We start from the raw sequence: 24,200 nt of genomic DNA on the forward strand, positions 1-24,200 counted from the left end.
AATAACCCTTTTGAAAGGATTTGATGTCAGCATGATCAAGGATGCACCTGCTTCAACGTTCAGGATCCTGGCGCTGCATGGCCGGGGAAGTAATAGCGATGTCACGAGGATGCAATTGAAAAACCTCGGCTTGAACGAGTCCGAGTACGAGGTGGTTTACGCCAATGGGCCGCTGCCGGCCGACCGGCCGGGGCCGGGAATGGAAGATTGGCACGAGTTGATTCCCGGCCCCTGGTATTCGTGGTTGCCCGCCGAGGATGACCAGCCCAACCCTGACAGCACTCTGGCCGACGCCCTCTGCGATGCGGTGCTGAAGGTCCTCTCGATTCTGGAACACCAAGGCCCGTTCGATGGCGTGTTCGGTTTCAGCCAGGGCGGGGTGATCGCCAGTCTTGTCAGCGGTTTGCCGGGGGACGAGGCCTTGATGGCGGCCCTGGAGCAGCGCGCGGGCCGCCGCATTTCACCGCCGTTGCAGAATGGGGCGCTGTTTCGCGCCACAGTCATCGCCTGTGCCGGTGCCTCGCTCCTGTTAGCCGAACTGCGCTCAAGGGCTGGGCTCGGTCCGGTTCCCGTTTCATCTCCCCAGTCTCGAAACATTCACCTTATCGGGCGTGAAGACGATTACAAACCCTGGTCGGAATCCCTCGCGCTCGCGTTGAACTCGACGGCAGCAGAGGTCTTCTATCTGGCTGGTGGCCATGCAATCAATCCGCTCCAGCGGGACGACACCGAGCTGGGCGAGCTCTTGCGGCGCTACCTGGGGAGCGTCGGGAATGAGTTTGAGTCTGCAGTGCCCGAGCTGGAGTGGAAGACCTCCAGCGCCCGTAGCTCCCGCGCCATTGCCCGTGACGTTCAAGTGGCCGCGGTAAAGGTCGACACCCAAGGGCTGCCAGACACCCTGATCGGCATGCTGGCCGCTCAACCGGGCAATGCCCCCCTGTTGCGCCTGGCCAGGGAGCGCGACGCCAGTGTGTTCACCACCTATGGCCAGCTGCTCGCGTTCTGCCGGCCCGGCGGCGACGGCGACCTGCGGCGGCTGGGGGTGCGAGCGGGGGAAGTGGTCGCCTATCTTGCGCCCCCCGGAGCAAGCGCTGCCGCGGCGGTTGCCTTTCTGTCCATCGCCGCGCAGACCTGCGCCGTTCCCCTGACCGCCCATATGAGCGAGGCCGATACCCTGCTGGCGCTGGAGCAGTATGGGGTCAAGCATATGGTGCTGTTCGAGGAGGTCGCGGCGCCTGGGGTGCGGGCTGCATTCGACAGGTATGCGAGCAGCGGGAAAGCGCGTCTGCACCATGCGAAGCCATTCGGGGCGGATTTCCCTGGCCTGTTCCGCTACCAGCAGGCGGTGGAGGGCTTTCAGCTCGCGCCGGCGCTGCTCAATCCGCCGACCGCGCACTGCCTGCTGCTGCGCACCTCGGGCAGCACTTCGCTGCCCAAGATCGTGCCGCTGCGACAGCGCGACCTGGTCTGGAACGCGGCGATCCTGGCCGACGGCATCGGGATCGATGCAAGCGATGTGACGTACAGCGTCATGCCCCTGGACCATATCGGCGGGCTCAGCGCGTCGATTCTCTGCAGTGTCGCGGTGGGGGCCTCGATCACCTGCGAGGGGCTGTACTACCCGCAGGGGATGGTGGAAGCGCTGCTGCACTCCAACCCCAGGCCAACCTGGTACTCGGCGGTGCCGACCATCCACAACGCTACGGTGCGCTATCTCCAGGACAATGCAGACACCTACCTGGACCCCCAGGGCCGCTGGCACGACCACGGCCTGCGGGTGATCCGCTCCGGTGCCGCGGCGCTCAAAGAGGCGGATCGCCTGGTGCTGGAGAGGGTCTACGGCTGCGAGGTCGTCGCGACGTACAGCATGTCCGAGCAGATGCCGATTTCCCAGCCGGCCCGAAACGCGGGGGCCTGGCATCAAGCACCTGGCTCGGTCGGCGTGCCGGTCATTGCCTCGATGGCAGTGGTCGATCCGCTCACCCTCCGTCCCCTGCCTTTCGGGGTGGCGGGCGAGGTCGCCATCTCGGGGCCGACCGTGTTTACCGGCTACCTGCACAATCCGACGGCCGACCGGCAGTCGCGCTTTCTGTTGCAGTCGCCCGAGGACGGCTTGCTCCATAGCTGGTTCCTGACCGGCGATCTGGGCGAGATCGACGCCGACGGCACGCTGGTGTTGCGGGGGCGCCTCAAGGAACTCATCAAGCGCGGAGGCGAGCAGATTTCGCCCTTCGAGGTGGAAAGCGTCCTGACCCAGCATCCCTGGATCGATACGGCTGTGTGTTTTCCCGTTCCCTCCGAGCTGTATGGCGAAGAAGTCGGGTGCGCGCTGGTCCTGGGGCCCGCCGTCTCGGGCCAGGTCACGCATCAGGATATGCTCAGGGAAATGAGGGTATGGCTCAGGCAGAAAGGCCTGGCGCCCTATAAATATCCCGCTTTCCTGAAACTGGTGGCGGACGACGACCTGCCCAAGACTGCCAGCCGCAAGTACATCCGCAACGGGCTGGCGCAGGTCCTGGGCATGGTGGCGCCGAATGCCGAGCAACCGGCGGAACCGGCTTCTGCCGCAGTCTCCCGCGACAAGCCGGCGGCTCCTGCGAAACCGCGGCAGGACAGCCCTAAGGTGGACTGGTCGACATTGGCCGGGTTCAGGTTCTTGCTGGCCTGCTACGTGATGTTCATGCACATCGGCTCGGACGAGTCATGGGGCGCCTTGGCCAACCTGCGCCAGTTCCCCTGGCATGTGCATGCCTTTTTCATGGTCGCGGGGTTCTCGCTGGCGGTCTTCATGCCGGCTTTGATCACGCGCAAGGCCTCGTTTGTCTGGGCGCGGGTTTCGGCGATGTATCCACTCTACGGGTTGGCCTTGCTCTTCGCGCTGGGCAACCTGCTGCCGCACTGCCAGCCCTCGACCTTCTCCGCGGTCTTCCACTGGAACTCGCAACCGGGCGACATCGACCGCCTGTTTTGCGAGGGAACCCCGCTCTTGCCGGACTCCTGGCTGGCCAATCTGCTGTCGACGGTGGCGATCTACCTGGCGGGACTGTCGGCCACGCCGTTGTGGGGGGCCTCCTGGTTCATGGGCTTCTACCTGTGGTTCATCTCGATGTACTTCCAGTGCCTGGTGGTGTTTCCGGTGCTGTACAACGCGCTTTACAAGAGCCGGGGTAACGTCCGGCGCTTGCTGTTGCTGACGGTGCTGGGGCTGGGCCTGAATGTCTTGATCCTGCTGGGCTTCTGGTACGGCTATGCCGCCGACGCCACGGGTTATGGGTTCTTCGACCAACTGACCGGCGAGAAACTGCTCCCCGACGCCGCGCAGATGGCACTGGCGGATCGGGACAATGGCGTCATGCTCGGGTTCTACCTGTTCGCTCCGTTCTGGATGGTGTATTTCGTGGTCGGCATGTGCGCGGCGTTTCTGTATGACGCCATCCGGCCCGCGGAACAAGGTCGCGCCTATCTGTGGGGTCATGTGGCCGATGGCATTACCTTGCTGGTGATCGCCCTCAGCGTGGCCCATGTGCTCCAGGGCTATATTCCCCATGGCCCGGCCATGGCCCAGGCCTCCCTCGACACCTTTTTCCTGCGTCCGGAAGCAGCTGACAACTTTGCCGACCCCGGCATCGTCAACCGGATCTGGGACGAAGTGAACTCGCGGTTGTTCGCGCCCATCACGCTGCTCTGGATCTTCGCCCTGAGTACCGGGCAGGGCCTGACGGCCAAAGTCCTGCGCTTGAACCCCATTTCGCAGTCTCTCGCCCCCACGGCCTATGCCTGCTTCCTGTTTCATCAGGTGGTGAGTCAGTGGTACTACGCCGCCACCCGCCACGGCGAGTGGTGGAACTGGTGGAGCTACCGCAAGGACTTCTACTGGTTCAGCCCGCAACCCGTTCCCGTGGAGTGGTACGAGTATTTCTATGTGGTCGGCCTGGTGGTGATTTTTGGCAAGCTGGTGCAGCCCCTCGATCCTGTCATCCGGCGTGGTTTCAACCTGGGGCTCGCAGCCCTGAAGAGGGCGAAGGCGACGGCCAGCCCGGGGGACGATACGCTGGGCGCCATATTGCAGATCGTGCAAAGGACCACGGGCATGGAGGCGCAAGCGCAGTGGAGCCTGGAAGAATGTGGCCTGGCGTCGCTGGGCGTGGTTCAGTTCACCAACACGCTGCGGGCGGAGTTCTCCACCGCGACCCGCAAAATCGCGTTGTCGGTGGCGGACATCATGTCCGCCCGGGATATCCGCGAGATTGCAGCGGTCGTGGACGTGGCAAGAAATGACGCGCCGCAACCCCAGGAGCAGGCACTGCAGACGACGTGACACTTGCTCGAGGCGGGCCATGGGGCCAGCCTTTCTCCCGCGGGCGAAAGGCTGCTCCGGCGCCCTTTGACGCTGAACATCGCTGGTTGATTGGAATAGCCGGGTGGCTACAGGTGAATCCATGCAGGAACTGATAAGCCGGGTCAAAGCGGCCTTGCGCGAAGGCCGGCAGCTGCCGTTCTCGGCCTATATGTCGTTGAAGGAACAGCGCATCGCCAATGCCCCCATCGTCAAGCCGTTGCTGATACTGGTCCTGGCCGGGGTCAAGCAGTTGGGCAAGGAGGATGAGATCGTCTGCCCGACCGGCAGCTTTCTGTTCTTGTCCAACACGCCCACCATCGACATGCGGAATATCCCGGGCGATGAGTATTTCGCGGTGCTGATCGAGTTCGAATTCAGCGATTTCGATCAGTTCAAGAGCCCCAGGAATAACGACAATAGTCATTTCCAGGGGACCATCGATGACGCCCTGGCGAAAACCTTGAAGCAGTTTGTCGAGTGGTCCGTTTTCGCTCCTCGGGAACTGTGGCGTTTTCGCCGGCAAGAGCTTCTGCAACTCCTTTATCTGTCCGGCCACGAGGCGGTGAGCAGCATCGCCGGGCACCCCAGCCTCAGCCATCGACTGCATGAAATCATCAGCGAGCAGATCGCCGACGACTGGAGCGTCGAGCGTCTGGCGCAAAGGCTGGCCATCAGCGAGTCCACGCTGCGCCGGAAATTGAAAGCCGAAGGGGCCAGTATCAAGTCGCTGGTCGATCGCACCAAGCTGGGCCACGGCCTTGCCCTGGTACAGACCACCCTGGAACCCATCGGGCGGATTGCCGAACAGTGCGGCTACCAATCGCAGTCGCGGTTTACCGACAAGTTCAAGCAGCTGTTCGGCATTACTCCCAGCGAACTCAGAAAAACCCGGATGCCCGATTAGGCGCCTGCTGGTTCCAGCCTGCCGCACTCGCGCCTGTCCCGCGTTGGCCAGGGCAGGGCGCCCCCGGCAATCTCCCGCCTTTTTCCCGTCCCCATCCCCCATGCCCGCGCAACTGCACGGCCGCCCGGTTGCGCCGTCCATCGCGTTCCTCACGTTGTGAATGAAGCTTTTGTGACAAAAGTTCGGTAGCACTTCGCCAGTCCCGTCATGGGTATGTGACGCGCTTGAGGGGGCCTTCGGGCCGCTGTTCTGGGCCGAGGCGGGACGCCGGGAGTGAGGTTATGGGGACTATGGAACGCTACGCGAAAGTGGGCATGCAGGAGCTGGACCAGCGGCTGTCGAAAATCGTCGAGGCTGCGCGCAAGAAGCCGGTGTCGGTGTATCGCTACGGCGCGCCGTGGGTCTGGATCGTTTCCCAGGATGACTGGCAGGGCGCCTTGAAGGAGGTGTCGAGCTACATCCCGCCGGGCCATTCGCTGGTGTTGCTGCGTCCGCAGATCGACGCCTTGCTCGACCAGCACCGCGACGTGCTCCAGGGCCTCGATAGCGAGCCCGGCATGCTCATCGCCCCGCGCACGGTGATGCACATCCTGCTGTTGCAGCTGTTGTATGCGGTGCCCGGCGAGCAACAGCTGTACGAGCAGCTCAATTACAACCTGCTGTTCCGCTGGTTCGTCGGCCTGGACCTGACTCAGAAGGTCTGGAGCCTCGGCGTGCTGAGCCGCGATATCGCCACGCTGCTGAACGATGCGCAGGCGGTGCGGCTGATTCAGAAAATCATCGGTGAAGTGTTCTGTGGCGCCTTGCTGCACATGCCCGAGTTCTCGCTGAACTTCGCGCTGCTGCACAGCTGGCTGGCCAAACACGCGACGACATCGACCTTGAGCAATTGAACCGGCCAAACGCCGTACAGACGGCGACAGCGGTTTCGACGCGGTTCGACATTCTTGGAAATCTAGGGGGCGGTGTGGAGCAACTGTTCAAGACAGGGCGGCCAGGGTCGGCCAGGCGCTGGCTGCCGGTGTGCGGCTGGCTGGCGCTGGTCGCGCTGAGCCAGCCGTTGCTGGCCGAGGAGGGCGGCCCGGCGGCAACGGGTGCGGCCGAAGGTGGGGCGGCGCCAGGGGGCGACGCGCCCGCGCGGTTGGTGGATGTGAACGAGTACTTCGTGCGCGGCAACACCGTGCTCGATGCCCGGGCCATCGAAGAGGCGGTGTATCCCTTCCTCGGCCCGCAGAAAACCCTGAACGATATCGAGGGCGCCCGCGACGCCTTGCAGAAGGTCTATCAGGCCCGCGGCTACCAGTCGGTGTTCGTCGAGCTGCCGGAGCAGAAGGTCGAGGACGGCATCGTCTACCTGCAGGTCAGCGAGACCAAGGTCGGCCGGGTGCGGGTGGTGGGCGCCAAGCACTATTCGCCGGTGGAGATCCGCGACGAAGTGCCGGCGCTCAAGGAAGGCGAGGTGCCGGACTTCGCCAAGGTCCAGGGCCAGTTGGCGAGCCTGAACAAGACCCCCGGGCGCCAGGTCATGCCGCTGGTGCGCGAAGGCCAGCGCCCCGGCACCATGGACGTCGACCTGCAGGTGGAGGACCAGAACCCCTGGCAGGCCAGCATCGGCCTGAACAACGACTACAGCGCCGACACCAAGCACCTGCGGACGGTCACCAGCCTGGGCTACAACAACCTGTGGCAACTGGGCCACAGCATTTCCCTGACCTATTTCACCGCCCCCGAAGACCAGGACAACGCCAAGGTCTGGTCCGGTTCCTACACCGCGCCGTTGAACGAGCGCTGGAGCCTGCAGTTCGCCGGCTACCAGTCCGACAGCGACGTCGCCACCCTCGGCGGCAGCAATGTGCTGGGCAAGGGCCATTCCTACGGCCTGTCGCTGATCTACAGCCTGCCGGCCAGCGGCAACTGGGCCAACTCGTTCTCCGCCGGGGTGGATTTCAAGGACTTCGAGGAAGAAATGACCCTCGGCGGCAGCCGCGACAAGGTGCCGCTCAAGTACGCGCCGTTCACCTTCGCCTACAACGGTTTTCGCTACACCGAAACCTCCCAGCTGGGCCTGGGCCTGGGCCTGGTGGTCGGCACCCGCAGCCTGTTCGGCTACGGCAGTTCGGACGAAGACTTCGACTACAAGCGCTATCGCGCCGACTCCAGTTTCGCCGTGCTCAAGGGCGACGCGAATTACACCTACACCTTCGGCAACGACTGGCAGAGCGCGACCAAGACCGCGTTCCAGCTGGCCTCCGGGCCGCTGGTGTCCAACGAGCAGTTCTCCGCCGGCGGCGCCACCTCGGTGCGCGGTTACCTGGCGGCCGAGCGCACCAGCGACGACGGCTACCTGCTGTCCCAGGAGCTGCGCACGCCGTCCCTGGCCAAGTACCTGGGCGGCTACGTCAACGAATGGCGTTTCTACGCCTTTGCCGAAGGCGCCCGGATGTACCTGCGCGACGAGCTTCCCGAGCAGGAGGCCGAGTACAGCCTGGCCAGCGTCGGCCTGGGCACCCGCGCCAGTCTGAGCAAGTGGCTGTCCGGCAGCCTGGACTGGGGCTATCCGCTGCTCGATGGACCGAACACCCAGAAACAGGACTCGCGCCTGCACTTCAGCGTGCAGGCGACGTTTTGATCCTTCACGGAGTAACTTTCATGCAGCGCTTACTGATTTCCCTGTTGATCTGCCTGGGCTTCGTGCTCCCGGCGACCGCCCAGGCGTGGTGGCAGGACGACTGGCACTACCGCAAGCAGATCTCGATCGACACCACGCCCCAGGGCGCGGCCATCAACCAGGCCCTGGGCCGCACCGCGCTGCTGGTGCGCCTGCACACCGGCAACTTCAGTTTCGACGGGGTCAAGGAAGACGGCTCGGACCTGCGCTTCGTCAGCGTCGACGACAAGACGGTGTTCAACCACCAGATCGAAAGCTTCGACCCGCTGATGGGCATGGCCCTGGTCTGGGTCGACGTGCCGAACGTGGAGGGCGGCCAGCGCCAGGATCTCTGGATGTACTACGGCAACCAGAAAGCCCCGGCCAGCGCCAACGGCCAGCTGACCTTCGACCCGAACTACACCGCCCTCTATCACTTCGACGGTGCCAACGGCACCCCGGCCAAGGACACCACGGCCTACGGCAACCACGCGCAGAACGCCACCGGCGCGAGCATCGACGGGGTGATCGGCCGCGCCTTGCAGTTCAACGGCCAGCCGCTGCTGTTGCCGGCCAGCCCGTCGCTGCAACACAGGGCCGAGGATGCGTTCACCGTCAGCGCCTGGGTGCGCCTGGACCAGGCCAGCGGCGAGCAACTGCTGCTGGCCCGGCGCGAAGGCGCCAGCAGCTTGCTGATCGGGGTCAACCAGGGCGTGCCCTTCGTCGAGGTCGACGGCCAGCGCGGGGTGTCGACCCAGCCGCTCAATCCCGGACAGTGGCAGCACCTGGCCCTGACCGCCCAGGGCAGCCAGCTGGCGCTGTTCGTCAACGGCCGCGAAAGCGCGAGCCTGGCGCTGGCGCTGCCGGCATTCAACTCGCCGCTGGCCATCGGTGCCGACCTGCCGCCGGCCCCAGGGGCTGTCAGCAGCTTCCTGCCGTTCAACGGCGCCATCGACGAGTTGCGCCTGTCCAAGGTCGCCCGGCCCGCCGGCCTGCTGCTGGCCGATGCCGCGGCCCAGGGCGCGGAGTCGAAGCTGGTGGCTTACGGCGTCGACGAAGAACAGTCGGGCTTCGGTTTCGGCAGCCTGGGCTTTTTGCTCAAGGCGGTGCCGGTGGACGCCTGGGTGATCATCGCGCTGCTGGTGCTGATGATGTTCCAGTCGTGGATCATCATGTACCGCAAGAACCGCATGGTCAGCCGTGTCAGCGGCGCCAACCAGCTGTTCCGCGAGCAGTTCGCCCGGGTCGGCACGCGCCTGGAAATGTTCGCCGACGACCGCGAGCTGGCCCAGCGCCTGGAGCACTCCTCGCTGTGGCGCCTGTACCAGGTGGCGGTCCAGGAAATCCGCACCCGCCGCGCCCAGGGCGCCGACACCTCGTCGGTCTCGGCGGCCACCATCGAAGCCATCCGCTGCTCCATGGACGGCGTGCGCACCCGGGAGAACCAGCAGCTCGGTTCGAAGCTTTCGACCCTGTCCAACGCCATCGCCGGCGGCCCCTACATCGGCCTGCTGGGCACGGTGCTGGGGATCATGGTGGTGTTCCTCGGTACAGCCATGGCCGGCGACGTCAACATCAACGCCATCGCCCCGGGCATGGCCGCGGCGCTGCTGGCCACCGCCATGGGCCTGTTCGTCGCGATCCCGGCGCTGTTCGGCTACAACCGGCTGATCACCCGCAACAAGGAAGTCAGCGCCGACATGCGGGTGTTCGTCGACGAGTTCATCACCCGTCTGGCCGAGCTGCATGGCGCCGGCCAGTCCAGTGAAACCGCCCCGGCGCGTGCGCACAGCGCCGCCGCCACCGTGCCGGCCTGAGGAGAAACGTCATGGCTTCTGTGAACGCCTCCCACGACGATGACGACGACGCGGCGGTCGACAGCATCAATATCACGCCCCTGGTGGACGTGCTGATGGTGGTGCTGGTGATGTTCATCCTCACCGCCACCGCCCAGGTCTCCGGGATCCAGATCAACCTGCCCAAGGCCAGCGCTTCGGTGTCGCTGTCCGAGGCCAAGACCAAGGCGATCTCGGTCAACGACGGCGGCCAGGTGTTCCTCGATGCCTACCCGGTGACCCTGGCGGAGCTGGAAGAGCGCCTGCGCATGGACAAGGCCCTGAACCCGGACTTCCCGGTGATCGTGCGCGGCGACGCCACGGTGCAGTACCAGAAAGTCATCGAGGTCCTCGACCTGTTGCGCCGGCTGGAGCTGTCCCAGGTCGGCCTGGTCACCGGCAAACCGAGCCAGGGCTGATCTCATGACCGCACAGCAACCCATCAACCTGCCGCCCGTGAAGAAAGCCATGGCGCCGCGCCTGCTCAAGTGGGGCGCCGGGCTGCTGCTGGCGGCCGGCGCCGCCTGGCTGTTCTGGCAGTGGGCCCACGACATGAGCGGGGTGCGCCGGGAGGCGCCGAAGGTGCCGACCATCATCCCGCTGCCGCCACCGCCGCCTCCGCCGCCGGAGAAACCCAAGGAACCGGAGCCCAAGGTCGAGGAGAAGGTGCCCGAACCGGAGCCGACCCCGGAGCCGGAACAGGTCAAGCCTGAGGAAGAGGCGCCGCCGTCGCCGGTGGACGATCTGGCCAATCCGATGCAGATGGACGGCGACACCCAGGCCGGCAACGACGCCTTCAACATCGGCGCCGGCAAGGGCGGCGGCATGGCCGGCTCCGGCGGCGGGCGCCTGGGCAACGGCACCTACAGCCAGTTCCTGGCCTTCACCTTCCAGCGCGTGCTGCGGGAAAACCCGGAGCTGCGCAACCAGGCCTTTTCGCTGCAGACCGACGTCTGGCTGAGCGCCGTCGGCGAGATCACCCGGGTCGAGCTGGTCAAGTCCAGCGGCAACCCGGAAATCGACGCCCAGGTGCTGGCCGCCCTGCGCGGCGCGCCGCACTTGAGCGAACGGCCGCCGGCCTCCCTGACCCTGCCTGTGCGCCTGTCCCTGCAGGGGCGGCGCCCGGGTTAACCGAACGACTATGCAAGTTTTGCCATAAAGGAGTTGTGTGCAGATGATTTCCAACGTGAATCGATTGTCCCTGGCGATCGGCATGGTCATCGCGACCCTGGTAGGGCAAGCGGCGGCCGCGCCCGCTGCGCCCTCGGAAAACGCCACGATCAATCTGATCCGTTTGCTGGTGCAGCAGGGCGTGCTGAAACAGGAACAGGCCGACGGGCTGATCGCCCAGGCGGAGAAGGAAGCCGTGCAGGCGCGCCAGGCCAACGCCGCGGTGGCGGCCGGGCCTGCGGCGGCGCCGGGGGATGTGCGGGTGCAATACGTGCCGGCCATTGTGCGCGAGCAGATCCGCGACCAGGTCAAGGCCGAGGTCATGGCCACCGCCAAGCAGGAAAACTGGGCCCAGCCCAATACCTTCCCGGACTGGGTGTCGCGCATCAGCTTCGACGGCGACATTCGCCTGCGCGATGAGTCGCGCTACTACTCGGGCAGCAACAGCAACCAGATCGTCGACTTCGCCAAGCTCAACGACAAGGGTCCGTACGACGTCAACCCCAGCACCAGCACCAACCTGCCGCCCTTGCTCAACACCCGCGAGGACCGCGAGAACCTGTTCCGTCTGCGTGCGCGGCTGGGCATGAAGGCGCAGATCGCCCCGGACTGGACGGCCGGCATCCGCATCGGCACCGGCTCGGACAACAACCCGGTGTCCACCACCCAGACCCTGGGCGGCGGTTTCGGCAAGAAGGACATCTGGCTCGACCAGGGCTACCTGACCTGGAAGGCCAGCGACGAGCTGACCCTCACCGGCGGGCGGATCGCCAACCCGTTCTTCTCCACCGACATGCTGTATTCCACCGACCTGAACTTCGACGGCGTGGCGGCGATCTTCAACCACAAGCTCAATCGCGACTGGGGCCTGTTCGGCACCGTCGGCGCGTTCCCGGTGGAGTACACCAACGACACCACCACCAGCAACGGCTTCGACAAGGAAGAGAGCGACAACAAATGGCTGTACGGCGCGCAGATCGGCGCTAACTGGGCGATCAACAGCAACCACCGGCTCAAGGGCGCGCTGGCCTATTACCGCTTCGACGATATCGAAGGCCAGCGTTCCAGCCCTTGCCAACCCTGGGCCGGAGCGCCGGGCTGCGACTCCGACGGCACCCGCGTGGCCTTCATGCAGAAGGGCAACAGCGTGTTCCTGCTGCGCGACATCACGCCCAACCCGGCCAACCCGGCCGCCACCGCCCAGCCGCAGTTCGTCGGCCTGGCCTCGGAGTTCAACCTGCTGGACCTGAACCTGGTGTGGGACGCCGACCTGCCGCAGGACTTCAAGCTGCGCAGCCAGGCCAACTACGTCCACAACCTGGGCTACGACGAAGGCGAGATGCGCAAGCGCGCCGCCGGCCAGATCGTCAACAACCTGGACAGCAGCGGCGAACTGGAAAGCGGCGCCAACGCCTGGATGCTGCAGTTCACCCTGGGCAACAGCCTGGACCTGGCCAAGCAGGGCGACTGGAACCTGTTCGCCGGCTACAAGTACATCCAGCCCGACGCGCTGCCCGACGGTTTCAACGATTCCTCGTTCCACCTGGGCGGCACCAACGCCAAGGGTTACTTCATCGGCGGCAACTACGGCCTGGCCAAGAACGTCTTCGCCACCGGGCGTTGGCTGAGCTCGGAGGCGGTGTACGGCGCGCCGTTCGACATCGATGTCCTGCAGCTTGAAATCAACACGCGCTTCTAAGGCGCGGGAGGCATGGCTATGAGGTGCATTGCTATGAACACGCGAGCCAGGGCAGGGCGCTGCCTGTGGTTGACCCTGGGGCTGCTGGTGGCTGGCGGGGCCAGCGCCGAAGGCATGGAGGAACGGCTGCGCACCCAGTTGCGCAGCACCACCCAGCAGTTGCAGGCGCTGCAAAGCGAGCAGGCCCAGGCCAGCGCGGCGCGTATCGCCGCGGAAAACCAGGCCAGGGAAGCCCAGGCGCAGATCAAGCAACTGAGCGCCGACCTGGCCAAGGCCCGGGGCGTGGCCGAGCAACTGGCCGGCCAGCAGCAGAACCTGCACAGCCAGGCCCAGGCGCAGATGGCCGCCAGCAGCGAGCAGATCGGCAAGTTCAAGAAGGCCTATGACGAGCTGCTGGTCATGGCCCGGGCCAAAGAGGCGGAGCGGGCCCGGTTGCAGGCGCAATTGAGCGAACGTGACACACAAGTGCAGCAATGTTCGGTCAAGAATCAGCAGATGTATGGCGTGGCCAAAGAGATCCTCGCGGCCTACGAGAAGATCGATGTGGCCGAGGTGATGAAAATCCGCCAACCCTTCGCCGGCAGCGCCCGGGTCAAGTTCGAAGAACTGGCCCAGGGCTTCGGCGACGATCTGTACAAGACCCAGTTCGATGCCCCGCGGGCAGCGAGCGCCCACTGACTGTCAAGGAAGAACCGAGCATGACCGAACACGTGCAACTGATCGCCAGCGTCACCCCGCAGAGTCTCACCGAACTGCTGCAGGGCGCCGGCTACCGCGTCAACCAGACCGACCAGAACGGCATCGTCCAACTGCTCAGCGCCAGCCAGGGCATCGGCTACGCCGTGCGTTTCGGCAACGCAGCGGGTGTTGGAGAGAGCAGCTATGTGGACTTCACCTTCAGCTGCGCGCTGCGGGTCCAGGGCGAACTGCCGGCCGGCCTGGCCGAACTGTGGAACGCCTCGCGGCGTTTTGCCCGGCTGTCTGTGCAGGGCGAGTTCCTGGTGATGGAAATGGACGTGGTGGTGGCCGGGGTCGGCAACGATCACCTGCGCAGCCAGCTGGAACTCTGGGACCGGCTGCTGCAGGAATTCATCGTCTACCTGCGCGACTACAGCCAGCATGCGGCGCGCCTGCGGGCCGAGGCCGAAGCGCCCGAGGCCACACCTGAGACCGCCGCCGAGGCCGCTGCCGAGGTGCCCGCGCAGTGAAGAAGCCAAGCCTGATGCTCGGTGCCGGCGCGCTGGCCCTGGTGGCGCTGGCGGTGTGGCTGGGCGGGCGCCCGGGCAGCGACCCGGTGGCGGCGCCACAGCCCCGGGCGATGTCCGCCGGACAACCGGCCGAAGACGGTCCGGCTGTGGCGCGCCTGGGCAACCAGCGGGTGGCGCCGGAGGAACTCAAGACGCTGTTCGCCGCGCTGCCGGAGCCGTCCCGGGAGCAACTGCGGGGCAATCGCCCGGCCCTGGAAAACTGGATTCGCACGCGCCTGGCGGAAAAGGCCGTGCTCGAACAGGCCGACGCCCAGGGCTGGCGCCAGCGCCCGGACGTGGCCCGGCAGACGCGGCTGGCCACCGAGCAGATCGTGTTCCGCGACTACCTGCGCTCGGTCAGCCAGGTACCGGCGGGTTACCCGAGCGAGGCCGAGTTGCAGCAGGCCTTTGATGCCGGCAAGGCACAGTGGCAGACCCCGGCGCTGTACCGGGTCAGCCAGATCTTCCTCGCGGTCGGCGAGCCCCAGGCGCTGGAGGCGGTGCGCAAGCAGGCCCAGGAACTGAGCAAGAAGGCCCAGGCGGCCCCCGGCGAGTTTGCCGCCCTGGCCAGCCAGTACTCCCAGGACCCCGACAGCGCCCAGCGCGGCGGCGATTCCGGGTTACAGCCGTTGCAGCAGCTGTTGCCGGAGGTGCGCGGCGCGGTGGCGCGGCTGAAGCTCGGCGCAGTGTCGGATGTGGTGCAGAGCGCGGCGGGTTTTCATGTGCTCAAGCTGACCGAGCAGCAACCGGCCCGCGGCGCGACCCTGGACGAGTTGCGCGAACGCCTGACCCAGGCCCTGCGGGCCCAGCGCCAGGAACAGATCGCCAAGGCCTATCTGGAAGGCATGCTCAATACCGCAACCCTGAGCATCGACGGGGCCGAGTTGAACAAGGTGCTGGAGGAGAAGCTGTAGGACGGCCGAGCATCTTCTGTAGGAGCGAAGCTTGCTCGCGATGGTGGTTAACGATGACGCGTACTGCCTGAACGAGCGCGTTGCCCTCGCGTTCATCGCGGGCAATCGAGCGTCGACCGGCCGCTCCTACAGGGGACCGCGCTGCTTGAAACAACATGCAATGGATGCAATCAACCACCTGACAGGGAGTCACCCATGTCCTTTCTGGAACCCGCCCCCACCTCGGGCATTACCCCTTATGTCGCCCCCGCGGAGCCGCGGGAGGCCTGGCTGGCCCTGGCCGCCGGGATCGAGCCGGAGCTGGCCCAGTATTTCCTGGTCACCGCCCGTTGCGGCTGTTTCATGCAGGCGGCGCGCAGCCTGAACATCAAGGCGACGCTGCTGCGCAAACAGCTGGCGCAACTGGAGGCGCAACTGCGCCGTTCGTTGTTCAGCTTCCAGGGCAGCCTCCTGAGCCTCACCCGCGAAGGTCAGCAGCTCAAGGCACAGCTGATCGCCCTGGCCCACGAGCGTTCGCTGCCGGTGCTCGAACAGCCGCTGATCCGCCTGGCGGTGGCCGAGTCGATCCTGCACGACATCCTCGGCCGCGACCTGATTGCCCTGCTGCGGCGCAACGCCAGTGTGCGCCTGGAGATCATCTCCATCGACAGCGAGCTGTCGTTGCGGGCCCTGAGCGCCGATGTGGTGGTCTGGCTGGGCGGGGTGGATTCGCCCGCGCCGGGGCCGAGCTTCCCCACCAGCCCGCCGCGGCCGCTGGTGCGCCTGCACTATCTGCCGCATATCGCCAAGCGTTATTCGCGGGTGGCGGCGCGCCCCGACAGCCTCGACGACCTGGCCGACTACATGCTGGTGCAGTGGCAGCAGGACCGCCAGGTCGAGCCACTGCGGCCCTGGAATCAGTTGGTGGAGCAGCGCCTGGCCGGCGTGGTGCAGGTGCATTCCTACGAGCTGATGCTGGAGATGATCCGCTGCAGCGCCTGCATCGGCCTGCTGCCCCATTACATGAGCCGCTTCGACCGCGGCCTGACGGCCTTGCCCGGGCTGTTCGGCGAGGCCATGCAGCGCCAGGTGTGGATGGCGGTGAGTGCCGAGGCGGAACCGGTCGACGAGGTGCGGATGCTGGTGGAGCTGATCATCAACACCTTCGACGAACGCGGCGAATGGTTTTTCCAATAGCCGCCCGTGGGTTCCGGTTCTTCTGTAGGTGCGAAGCTTGCTCGCGAAAATAGCCGAGGGCGATGCAGGCGCCCCTGGCGGCACGCAGGAGAATGGTCATGCCGGAACAGGCCTGTTCATTCTCTCGCCAGCTGCATCGCTGGCGTTCTACACTCGATGGCCGTATCGCATAACCAAGGAAGACTTATGCCCGTCGCAAACCCAGCCATCGTCATCGAACGTTTCAGCGAAGCCCATGTGGAGGGCATCACCGCGCTGTACAACGACCCCGCGGTCGCCCGTCAGATGTTGCAGATGCCGTTTCAGTCTGCGCAGGTCTGGCGCAATCGCCTGGCGCCGAACAACGAACGACTGGTGGCGCTGGTGGCGCTCCACCAGGGCGCGGTGGTCGGCAGTTGCAGCATCGAGCAGTACTCGCGCATCCGCCGCGCCCACTGCGGCAGCGTCGGCATGGGCGTGGCGCTGGAGTGGCAGGGCCAGGGCGTCGGCAGCCGGCTGTTGGCGGCGGTGCTGGAGGTGGGGGATAACTGGATGAACCTGCAACGGGTGGAATTGACGGTGTTCGCCGACAACGAGGCTGCCCTGGGCCTGTACCGCAAATTCGGCTTCGAGCGCGAAGGCCTGCTGCGCGACTACGCGGTGCGCGACGGCCAATACGTCGACGTCGTGAGCATGGCGCGCCTGCGCCAGATGCCGCGCCCCTGACCCGCACCTGACTGCACTGACCTGTAGCCGCTGCCGAGCCCTGGCGAGGCTGCGATAGGTCCGAAGGACCTCCGACGTCCATGAGAGCGCCGCGCCCGTTCCGGGCGATCGCAGCCTCGCTGGCGCTTGGCAGCGGCTACGGGGTTTGCGTTGGCCGATAGGCCGGGGTCAACCTCTAGGCCGCTTTTGTTCGCCCTCCAGGGCAAAGGCCACCGCCGCCTGGGCATGCAGCTCGGTGGTGTCCAGCAGGGGCAGGGGGCTGTGTTCGGGTTTGAGCAGCAGGCCGATCTCGGTGCAGCCGAGGATGATGGCCTGGGCGCCGCGGGCCATCAGGCCCTGGATCACCTGCTGGTAACGCTGGCGCGAGGCGTCGCTGATCACCCCCACGCACAGCTCGTCATAGATGATCCGGTGCACGGCCTGGCGCTCCGTGGCGTCGGGCACCAGCACCCTGAGGCCGCGATCGACCAGACGTTGCTTGAGGAAGTCCTGCTCCATGGTGAAGGCCGTGCCCAGCAGGCCCACCGTCAGGACATCGGCTTGCAGCGCGGCCTCGGCGGTGGGGTCGGCGATGTGCAGGAAGGGCACCGACAGCACGGCCTGAATCTCCGCGGCGACCTTGTGCATGGTGTTGGTACAGAGCACCACGCATTCGGCGCCACCGGCTTCCAGGCGCTGCGCCGCATCCACCAGGATCTCCGCCGCGAGGTCCCAGCGCCCGGCATGCTGGGCCTGTTCGACAGGCCCGAAGTCGACGCTGTACATTAGCAGCCGCGCCGAGCGTAGCGGCCCGAGACGGTCCCGGACCTGCTGGTTGATCAGGCGATAATACTCGGCGCTGGACTCCCAGCTCATGCCGCCGATAAGGCCGATGGTGCGCATATCTGACTCCTGTTGCTGACCGATCCGAATGTCGAGAGTGTCCCGTGGCGCCGCCCCGCGATCTATCAGGAAATTTCACATGGCCAACCCGCTGAGCCGCCAACTGCTGGGCGCGACCCTCGAGCTGCAATTGCTGCCGCGGGCGGCCTACAGCGCCCGCGATCCGTTGCAGTGGCAAAGCCTCGGCGTGACCCTGGAGCGCCAGTGGGGCGTGCACGCCATCGGCAGCGACCGGCGCGAGGATTTCGACAGCTGGCCGGGAACCCTGGCCCTGACCCCGGCCGGGGTCGAGGTGTTTTCCGAGTCGCCGCAAGGTGGCGAATACCTGCTGTTGCGCTGGTTGGCAGAACCACAATCGCGCGCCGCCGGGGCGCGTCGGCAGGTGCCCGGGCATGCCCGTGCCCTGGCCAGGCCCGGCGGCTGTTGCTGGCGCCGGTAGGCGATTCGCTGGCGCTGGAGGAATGCACCTTGCAGTTCGCGGCGCTGGCTGCTGGCGAAACGCCCCGCCAGGCACCTGGGCGCGCAACGTTCGGTCGGGTCCTGAAGCTGATCGATGAGCAGTACGCCGAGCCCCTGTCGCTGCGTGACCTGGCGGCCTGTTGCGGGTGCACGGAGCTGCGTTTCCTGCGCGACTTCAGCCGCGCCATCGGCATGACGCCCCATGCCTGGCTGGTCGAGGTTCGGGTCCAGGCGGCGCGCCGGCTGATCGAACGCAGCGACCTGCCGCTGGCCGCCATCGCCCTGGAAACCGGCTTCGCCCACCAGTCCCATATGGGCAGCGCCTTTCGCAAATGCCTCGGCCTGACGCCCAGCCAATATCGCGGGCGTTTCTAGTTGCCATCGGCCCGTGAGCGTGGACGAGGCGCTCGGATCAAGGTTGCGCCGCTTCCAGCACCTTGAGTCGATAGGTTCTCTGCGCTTTCTGCCCAGGGCATTGGGTGCCGTAGCTACTGGCATACGCGTTGAAGGTATAGGTGCCTGGCGTCAGCGGTTTGCCGGTGATCAGCGCGTAATCGGCTCTTTTCTGGTAACTCAGCTCCAGCCCATCGGGCAACGGGTGATCGGGGTGGATATAAAAACCGGTCAGCGGCGTATCGGCGCCCACCACCTTCAGTTTGACTCTGAACGGCTGGCCGACGACGGCGCTTGGCAAGGCTTCTGGCTGCATCACGAGGTCTGGGCGGGTATAACAGCCGGGAACAAATCCCAGCCCACATCCGCTGAGCATGAGTGAAAGAGCCAGAGCGGAAATCAGTGTGCACTTCATGGGAGTTTCCTGAGAGCTGTTCAAGGGATCTTGCTGAACACCAGTCCGCCGTACAGGTACTTGAGAATGGTCTGCAGGGTTGATCCCGTAGGGATCTGATGCAACAACTCACCCCAGGAAAAGATCATCGAGGAACTGATGGCGTCACTCGGTGGCGTGCTTGGGGTGATGGGGCCGGATAAGGTTGTTGCCGGTTGCTCCCAGGTCACCCAGTGGTTTTTCATCTGCCCGGCATTGGCTGCCAGCATTCCCGCACCGATAAGGGTCGCGACATGAGTACCGGGACGGATGTACTGGAACAGTTCGACCAACTGCTTCTGGTTGATAGGGGACGAGAACTGGGTGTTGTCGAAAAGGACCTCGGCCCCCGCTTGCTTGAACCACTTTCTGAGCCCGGCGGGGAGGGTGATCCCGGAGAACATGTCATCCGGTTCGTCATAGGCGAACAGCAGGTTTTCACTGTCGCGCAAGCTGGCGAGCGTGATCCAGTCGATAGCCCAGATGCTGCCGCCAACGGATTACCGACGGCTGCCGGTAGGCGCGAAGTCAGTGCCGCTATGGCTGGAGCTGGCGAGCTAGCCAGTGCTGCGGCCTGTGGGGCTGGGGTGGCGGCAGGCCGCAGGGCTGCCACGACCGCCGCCGGATTGGGCATCGCCGACACCGCGCTGATCGGCGCCGGGGTAACGGTATCGCCAATGATCACACTGCTCGAGCCACTGACGATAATGTTGCCGTGGTCACCGCTACTGCTCTGTACCGCGGCATTGCGTCCATTGATGAAGACCGTTGCCGACACCCCGCCGACAATCGCCGCACCGCAGGCGCTTTGATCATTTTGCCGGGCTGCAGCCAGGCCGTTGAACAAGACATCGGGGGAGCCGCTGACGATGGGATTGGTGCCATGGCCCGGCATAGGGAGGCCGTCGGGTCGGTCACCCGGGCTGCTGGTTTTCCGCTCATTTTCGAAACGTCCGTGTTTATTCAGCGGCGAATCCTAAGCGAAACACCGGACGTTGGCCAATCGAGCGCCCAGCAGCGCGGTGGCGGTCATGCGCGAAGGCGGGGTCAAACCTCCAGGTTGCCCCAGCCAGGCCTGGCTTCTTGCGGTTCAGGCGCCACGGCATTGATTTTCTTGCCGGTGGCCAGTTCCACCCGGTGCGCCACATCCGGGTCGTCGGCGAAGGGGATCAGGCTGGCGTCGTCGAGGCTCTTGGCGGATTGATGGCGCAGGCAGTAGCCGATGCTGAGGTAGAGAAAGGTCACGCCGAGCAGGTCAAGCATGAGGTCGATCATCTGGGCATTCCTGGGATAAGGGACGCGGGCCGCAGCCGGCCCGCGTCGTAGGCCTGGGCGATCAGGCGATCTGGGCGTCGCTCACGGCCAGGCGCGGGTCGGCCACGCGCACGGTGCGCCAGGTGTTGTAGGCCATCAGCAGCATGCCGCTGAGGAAGAACACACCGCCGGCGAAGCGCACGATAAAGCCCGGGTGGCTGGCCTGCAGGGCCTCGACGAAGGAGTAGGTGAGGGTGCCGTCGTCGTTGACCGCCCGCCACATCAGGCCCTGGGTGATGCCGTTGACCCACATCGAGGCGATGTAGAGCACGGTGCCGATGGTGGCCAGCCAGAAGTGCAGGTTGATCAGCGGCACGCTGTACATCTGCTCGCGGCCGAAGACCTTGGGCACCATGTGATAGATGGCGCCGAAGGTGATCATCGCCACCCAGCCCAGGGCACCGGCGTGCACGTGGCCGATGGTCCAGTCGGTGTAGTGGGACAGGGCGTTGACCGTCTTGATCGCCATCATCGGCCCCTCGAAGGTCGACATGCCGTAGAAGGCCAGGGACAGCACCAGGAAGCGCAGGATCGGGTCGTTGCGCAACTTATGCCAGGCCCCCGACAGGGTCATCATGCCGTTGATCATGCCGCCCCAGCTCGGCGCCAGCAGGATCAGCGACATGGCCATCCCCAGGGACTGCGCCCAGTCCGGCAGCGCGGTGTAGTGCAGGTGGTGCGGACCGGCCCAGATGTACAGGGTGATCAGTGCCCAGAAGTGGACGATGGACAGGCGATAGGAATACACCGGGCGCCCGACCTGCTTGGGCACGAAGTAATACATCATCCCCAGGAAACCGGTGGTGAGGAAGAAGCCCACGGCGTTGTGGCCGTACCACCACTGGACCATGGCGTCGGTGGCGCCGGAATACACCGGGTAGGACTTGAACCAGCCCACCGGGATCGACAGGTGATTGACCACGTGCAGCATGGCGATCACCAGGATGAAGGCGCCGAAGAACCAGTTGCCGACGTAGATGTGCTTGGGCTTGCGCCGCACCACGGTGGTGAAGAACACGATGGCGTAGGCCACCCAGACCACGGCCATCCACACCGCGCCGGAGAATTCGATTTCCGCGTATTCCTTGGTGGTGGTGTAGCCCAGCGGCAGGGTGATCAGCATGATCACGATCACCGATTGCCAGCCCCAGAAGGTGAAGGCGGCCAGGGTGTCCGAATACAGCCGCACCTGGCAGGTGCGCTGTACCGCGTAGTAACTGGCGGCGAATTGTGCGCTGCCGGCGAAGCCGAAGATCACCAGGCTGGTGTGCAGCGGGCGCAGGCGGCCGAAGCTGGTCCAGGGCAGGTCGAGGTTCATTTCCGGCCATACCAGCTGGGAGGCGATCCACACCCCCATGGCCATGCCGATCACGCCCCAGGCCACAGTGGCGATGACGAATTGGCGCACCACCTTGTAGTTGTAGGCCGGTTCCATTGTTGCTGTGCTCATGGTCAATGCTTCCACGGTTGCAAAGGCTTGCCAGGCCACCCGGCCTGGCATGCCGCGCACTGTAGGAAGCGGCGGCGAAACAAAACAGGCTCAGAAAAAACGCATTAATACGGATCAGATTTTCCCGCCTGTCTGTTGAGGCCGGCGACCTGCTGATACGGTTTTTTAGTTTTTACCTGAATCTGTAACGTTCTGAGCCGTAAGCGCATAGTCAGCGCCACACCAAAAACCTGGTTGGCCCTATACCTCCGTCACTCTGTGACCCTGTAGCTGCTGGCGCTCGACAGCGGCTACAGGGTCACAGAGTGACGGGTACGGGAGTGGGGCCAGTTATCCGGGGCAGTACTGATGAGGCCGTGACATGTATATCTATGACGAGTACGACCAGGCTCTGGTCCGCGAGCGGGTGGCGCAGTTTCGCGATCAGGTCGAACGCTTCATGGCTGGCGAGCTGAGCGAAGAAGAATTCCTGCCGCTGCGGCTGCAGAATGGCCTGTATATGCAGAAGCACGCCTATATGCTGCGGGTGGCCATTCCCTACGGCACCCTCAGCGCGCGGCAGATGCGCACCCTGGCGAGCATCGCCCGGGACTACGACCGCGGCTACGGCCACTTCACCACCCGGCAGAACATGCAGTTCAACTGGATCGAACTGGCCCAGGTGCCGGACATCCTCGAACGCCTGGCCGAGGTCGAGATGCATGCGATCCAGACCTCCGGCAACTGCGTGCGCAACATCACCACCGAAGCCTTCGCCGGGGTCGCCGCCGACGAGCTGATGGACCCGCGCCCACTGGCGGAGATCCTGCGCCAGTGGTCGACCATCAACCCGGAATTCCTCTACCTGCCGCGCAAGTTCAAGATCGCCATCTGCTCGGCCCGCGAGGACCGGGCGGCGATCATGATGCATGACATCGGCCTGTACCTGTACCGCGACTGGAGCGGGCAGATGCTGCTGCGGGTGATGGTCGGCGGCGGCCTGGGACGCACGCCGATCCTCAGCCAGCAGATCCGCGACGGCCTGCCCTGGCAGCACCTGTTGTCCTATGTCGAGGCGGTGCTGCGGGTCTACAACCGCCACGGCCGGCGCGACAACAAGTACAAGGCGCGGATCAAGATCCTGGTCAAGGCCCTGGGTATCGAGGCCTTCGCCAAGGAAGTGGAGGAGGAGTGGCAGCACCTCAAGGATGGCCCGGCGCAACTGACCGAGGCCGAGTACCAGCGGGTCGCCAGCGCCTTCGTCCCACCGCTCTACGCCCGCCAGCCGGCCACCGACCTCGACTACGGCAGCTGTCTGGCCGAGAACCCGGCCTTCGCCCGCTGGGTCACTCACAACGTCAAGCCGCACAAGGTGCCGGGCTACGCCAGCGTGGTGCTCTCGACCAAGCCCGGCGCCGCTTCGCCGCCCGGTGACGTGACGACCCAGCAGATGGCGGCGGTGGCCGACTGGTCCGAAGACTTCGGCTTCGGCGAGATCCGCATCGCCCACGAACAGAACATCGTCCTGCCGGACGTGCCCAAATCCACGTTGTACCGGCTCTGGCAATTGGCTGGCGAGCAGGGCCTGGGCAGCGCCAACGTCGGCCTGCTGACCGACATCATCGCCTGCCCGGGCGGCGACTTCTGCGCCCTGGCCAATGCCAAGTCGATCCCCATCGCCCAGGCGATCCAGGCACGTTTCGACGACCTCGACTACCTGCACGACCTGGGCGATATCAGCCTGAATATCTCCGGCTGCATGAACGCCTGTGGCCATCACCACATCGGCAACATCGGCATCCTCGGCGTCGACAAGAACGGCAGCGAGTGGTACCAGGTCACCCTCGGCGGCGCCCAGGGCAAGCACAGCGCGCTGGGCAAGGTCATCGGCCCGTCGTTCAGCGCCGAGGAAATCCCCCAGGTGATCGAACGCATCATCGCCACCTTCGTGCGTTACCGGGAAAGTGAAGAGCTGTTCGTCGACACCGTACAGCGCATCGGCCTGGAGCCGTTCAAGGAGCGGGTCTATCCGAAGGTATTGGAGTTGCAGCCATGATCAATTTGTTGCGTTTGCAAGACGGCCAGGCCGGCCGGGTCGAAGACGATCCCTGGACCCTGGTGCGCGAGGTCGAGGGCGAGTTGCCTGAGGGGCCGCTGCTGCTGCCCCTGGCCCGCTGGCTGATCCGCCGCATCGAGCACGAACCGGCGCGGGACGGGGTCTGGCTCGGCCCGGACGACGAAGTGGAAAGCCTGCGGCCCTGGCTCAAGCTGATCCCGCTGATCGCCCTGGATTTCCCCAGCTTCCGCGACGGCCGCGCCTACAGCCAGGCCTACCTGCTGCGCACCCGGCTGGGCTGGATGGGCGAACTGCGGGCCGTGGGCGACGTGCTGCGCGACCAGCTCAGCCATATGCGCCAGTGCGGTTTCGACAGCTTTGCCATCCGCGAAGACAAATGCGCCGACGATGCCCTCAAGGGGCTGGCGGGCATGAGCGTGCTCTACGGCCGCTCGGCGATCGAGCCGCGGCCGCTGTTCCGGCGGCGCTGAAGGGAAGGGCGGTGTTGGCGGGCCCGGTCCGCGCGCACCGCCGCTTTGCCCGATCTTCACCTGCGTCTGACCGCCACCCTTGTTGCGACACCAGGGGCATTTGTTCT

Annotated in this window: 20 protein-coding genes and 2 pseudogenes; 16 read left to right on the forward strand and 6 right to left on the reverse strand. The window is 65.4% G+C overall.

Features of this window, described 5'->3' with window-relative positions:
- Positions 1-31 precede the first annotated feature (31 nt).
- The 13 genes from ACQKQA_RS01290 (at position 32) to ACQKQA_RS01350 (ending at position 16,636) form a co-directional block, all read left to right on the forward strand.
- Entirely contained in the window at positions 32-4,318 is a 4,287-nt protein-coding gene (locus tag ACQKQA_RS01290; RefSeq protein WP_427552659.1) for an AMP-binding protein, read from the forward strand.
- 121 nt (positions 4,319-4,439) lie between these two features.
- Complete coding sequence (locus tag ACQKQA_RS01295) at positions 4,440-5,243, forward strand: helix-turn-helix transcriptional regulator (RefSeq protein ID WP_427552662.1); 804 nt, start codon at positions 4,440-4,442, stop codon at positions 5,241-5,243.
- A 290-nt stretch (positions 5,244-5,533) separates the two neighbouring features.
- On the forward strand, positions 5,534-6,136 hold the full coding sequence (locus ACQKQA_RS01300) for a transposase (RefSeq protein WP_427552665.1): 603 nt from the start codon (positions 5,534-5,536) through the stop codon (positions 6,134-6,136).
- 122 nt (positions 6,137-6,258) lie between these two features.
- The gene (locus ACQKQA_RS01305; protein ID WP_427552909.1) at positions 6,259-7,872 is read left to right on the forward strand and encodes a ShlB/FhaC/HecB family hemolysin secretion/activation protein; all 1,614 of its coding nucleotides are present in this window, start codon (positions 6,259-6,261) and stop codon (positions 7,870-7,872) included.
- A gap of 20 nt (positions 7,873-7,892) precedes the next feature.
- Complete coding sequence (locus ACQKQA_RS01310) at positions 7,893-9,707, forward strand: DUF2341 domain-containing protein (protein WP_427552668.1); 1,815 nt, start codon at positions 7,893-7,895, stop codon at positions 9,705-9,707.
- A gap of 11 nt (positions 9,708-9,718) precedes the next feature.
- Positions 9,719-10,144 carry an ExbD/TolR family protein gene (locus ACQKQA_RS01315; RefSeq protein WP_427552670.1) on the forward strand — a complete coding sequence of 142 codons (426 nt, stop codon included), beginning with the start codon at positions 9,719-9,721 and terminating at the stop codon, positions 10,142-10,144.
- A 4-nt stretch (positions 10,145-10,148) separates the two neighbouring features.
- Positions 10,149-10,856 (forward strand): energy transducer TonB family protein, encoded by a 708-nt coding sequence (locus ACQKQA_RS01320; RefSeq protein ID WP_427552672.1) that lies wholly within the window; start codon positions 10,149-10,151, stop codon positions 10,854-10,856.
- A 43-nt stretch (positions 10,857-10,899) separates the two neighbouring features.
- Entirely contained in the window at positions 10,900-12,594 is a 1,695-nt protein-coding gene (locus tag ACQKQA_RS01325) for a putative porin (protein ID WP_427552674.1), read from the forward strand.
- A gap of 33 nt (positions 12,595-12,627) precedes the next feature.
- A complete protein-coding gene (locus ACQKQA_RS01330) occupies positions 12,628-13,272 on the forward strand; it encodes a DNA repair protein (RefSeq protein ID WP_427552676.1) in 645 nt (214 codons plus the stop codon).
- A gap of 20 nt (positions 13,273-13,292) precedes the next feature.
- The gene (locus tag ACQKQA_RS01335; protein ID WP_427552678.1) at positions 13,293-13,802 is read left to right on the forward strand and encodes a YbjN domain-containing protein; all 510 of its coding nucleotides are present in this window, start codon (positions 13,293-13,295) and stop codon (positions 13,800-13,802) included.
- A complete protein-coding gene (locus ACQKQA_RS01340) occupies positions 13,799-14,755 on the forward strand; it encodes a peptidylprolyl isomerase (RefSeq protein WP_427552680.1) in 957 nt (318 codons plus the stop codon). Before ACQKQA_RS01335 ends, ACQKQA_RS01340 begins: the two co-directional genes overlap by 4 nt.
- Positions 14,756-14,950: 195 nt before the next feature.
- Entirely contained in the window at positions 14,951-15,931 is a 981-nt protein-coding gene (locus ACQKQA_RS01345; RefSeq protein ID WP_427552682.1) for a LysR family transcriptional regulator, read from the forward strand.
- 186 nt (positions 15,932-16,117) lie between these two features.
- Positions 16,118-16,636: a GNAT family N-acetyltransferase gene (locus tag ACQKQA_RS01350; protein ID WP_427552684.1), complete on the forward strand. Its 519-nt coding sequence runs from the start codon at positions 16,118-16,120 to the stop codon at positions 16,634-16,636.
- A 168-nt stretch (positions 16,637-16,804) separates the two neighbouring features.
- Here the strand turns inward: ACQKQA_RS01350 and ACQKQA_RS01355 are convergent, their stop codons facing one another.
- On the reverse strand, positions 16,805-17,518 hold the full coding sequence (locus ACQKQA_RS01355) for an aspartate/glutamate racemase family protein (protein WP_427552686.1): 714 nt from the start codon (positions 17,516-17,518) through the stop codon (positions 16,805-16,807).
- A 79-nt stretch (positions 17,519-17,597) separates the two neighbouring features.
- Here ACQKQA_RS01355 and ACQKQA_RS01360 point away from each other — a divergent pair.
- Positions 17,598-18,352, forward strand: a pseudogene (locus ACQKQA_RS01360) (helix-turn-helix domain-containing protein).
- 37 nt (positions 18,353-18,389) lie between these two features.
- Here ACQKQA_RS01360 and ACQKQA_RS01365 read toward each other — a convergent pair.
- From ACQKQA_RS01365 to ccoN, 5 genes and pseudogenes are all read right to left on the reverse strand, one after another.
- The gene (locus ACQKQA_RS01365) at positions 18,390-18,785 is read right to left on the reverse strand and encodes a hypothetical protein (RefSeq protein WP_427552688.1); all 396 of its coding nucleotides are present in this window, start codon (positions 18,783-18,785) and stop codon (positions 18,390-18,392) included.
- Positions 18,786-18,805: 20 nt separating this feature from the next.
- Positions 18,806-19,255: a hypothetical protein gene (locus ACQKQA_RS01370; protein ID WP_427552915.1), complete on the reverse strand. Its 450-nt coding sequence runs from the start codon at positions 19,253-19,255 to the stop codon at positions 18,806-18,808.
- 176 nt (positions 19,256-19,431) lie between these two features.
- A pseudogene (locus ACQKQA_RS01375) lies at positions 19,432-19,745 on the reverse strand (PAAR domain-containing protein); the annotation flags it as partial.
- Positions 19,746-19,850: 105 nt separating this feature from the next.
- Complete coding sequence (locus ACQKQA_RS01380; RefSeq protein WP_427552690.1) at positions 19,851-20,078, reverse strand: cbb3-type cytochrome c oxidase subunit 3; 228 nt, start codon at positions 20,076-20,078, stop codon at positions 19,851-19,853.
- A gap of 61 nt (positions 20,079-20,139) precedes the next feature.
- Entirely contained in the window at positions 20,140-21,567 is a 1,428-nt protein-coding gene (gene ccoN / locus ACQKQA_RS01385) for a cytochrome-c oxidase, cbb3-type subunit I (RefSeq protein ID WP_427552691.1), read from the reverse strand.
- A 361-nt stretch (positions 21,568-21,928) separates the two neighbouring features.
- On the opposite strand from ccoN, the gene ACQKQA_RS01390 reads away from it, so the two are divergent.
- A complete protein-coding gene (locus ACQKQA_RS01390) occupies positions 21,929-23,602 on the forward strand; it encodes a nitrite/sulfite reductase (RefSeq protein WP_427552693.1) in 1,674 nt (557 codons plus the stop codon).
- Positions 23,599-24,093 (forward strand): DUF934 domain-containing protein, encoded by a 495-nt coding sequence (locus tag ACQKQA_RS01395; RefSeq protein WP_427552694.1) that lies wholly within the window; start codon positions 23,599-23,601, stop codon positions 24,091-24,093. The genes ACQKQA_RS01390 and ACQKQA_RS01395 overlap by 4 nt, the downstream gene beginning before the upstream one ends.
- Positions 24,094-24,200: the final 107 nt, after the last annotated feature.

The organism is Pseudomonas sp. NPDC089530 (assembly GCF_050280705.1).
Taxonomy (GTDB): Bacteria; Pseudomonadota; Gammaproteobacteria; order Pseudomonadales; family Pseudomonadaceae; genus Aquipseudomonas.

Excerpts from the sequence above, each read along its gene's own strand:
- ACQKQA_RS01290 (WP_427552659.1), top strand. The coding sequence starts at position 32 with ATGATCAAGGATGCACCTGCTTCAACGTTCAGGATCCTGGCGCTGCAT.
- ACQKQA_RS01295 (WP_427552662.1), top strand. The coding sequence starts at position 4,440 with ATGCAGGAACTGATAAGCCGGGTCAAAGCGGCCTTGCGCGAAGGCCGG.
- ACQKQA_RS01300 (WP_427552665.1), top strand. The coding sequence starts at position 5,534 with ATGGAACGCTACGCGAAAGTGGGCATGCAGGAGCTGGACCAGCGGCTG.
- ACQKQA_RS01310 (WP_427552668.1), top strand. The coding sequence starts at position 7,893 with ATGCAGCGCTTACTGATTTCCCTGTTGATCTGCCTGGGCTTCGTGCTC.
- ACQKQA_RS01315 (WP_427552670.1), top strand. The coding sequence starts at position 9,719 with ATGGCTTCTGTGAACGCCTCCCACGACGATGACGACGACGCGGCGGTC.
- ACQKQA_RS01320 (WP_427552672.1), top strand. The coding sequence starts at position 10,149 with ATGACCGCACAGCAACCCATCAACCTGCCGCCCGTGAAGAAAGCCATG.
- ACQKQA_RS01325 (WP_427552674.1), top strand. The coding sequence starts at position 10,900 with ATGATTTCCAACGTGAATCGATTGTCCCTGGCGATCGGCATGGTCATC.
- ACQKQA_RS01330 (WP_427552676.1), top strand. The coding sequence starts at position 12,628 with ATGAACACGCGAGCCAGGGCAGGGCGCTGCCTGTGGTTGACCCTGGGG.
- ACQKQA_RS01335 (WP_427552678.1), top strand. The coding sequence starts at position 13,293 with ATGACCGAACACGTGCAACTGATCGCCAGCGTCACCCCGCAGAGTCTC.
- ACQKQA_RS01345 (WP_427552682.1), top strand. The coding sequence starts at position 14,951 with ATGTCCTTTCTGGAACCCGCCCCCACCTCGGGCATTACCCCTTATGTC.
- ACQKQA_RS01350 (WP_427552684.1), top strand. The coding sequence starts at position 16,118 with ATGCCCGTCGCAAACCCAGCCATCGTCATCGAACGTTTCAGCGAAGCC.
- ACQKQA_RS01355 (WP_427552686.1), bottom strand. The coding sequence starts at position 17,518 with ATGCGCACCATCGGCCTTATCGGCGGCATGAGCTGGGAGTCCAGCGCC.
- ACQKQA_RS01365 (WP_427552688.1), bottom strand. The coding sequence starts at position 18,785 with ATGAAGTGCACACTGATTTCCGCTCTGGCTCTTTCACTCATGCTCAGC.
- ACQKQA_RS01380 (WP_427552690.1), bottom strand. The coding sequence starts at position 20,078 with ATGATCGACCTCATGCTTGACCTGCTCGGCGTGACCTTTCTCTACCTC.
- ccoN (WP_427552691.1), bottom strand. The coding sequence starts at position 21,567 with ATGAGCACAGCAACAATGGAACCGGCCTACAACTACAAGGTGGTGCGC.
- ACQKQA_RS01390 (WP_427552693.1), top strand. The coding sequence starts at position 21,929 with ATGTATATCTATGACGAGTACGACCAGGCTCTGGTCCGCGAGCGGGTG.
- ACQKQA_RS01395 (WP_427552694.1), top strand. The coding sequence starts at position 23,599 with ATGATCAATTTGTTGCGTTTGCAAGACGGCCAGGCCGGCCGGGTCGAA.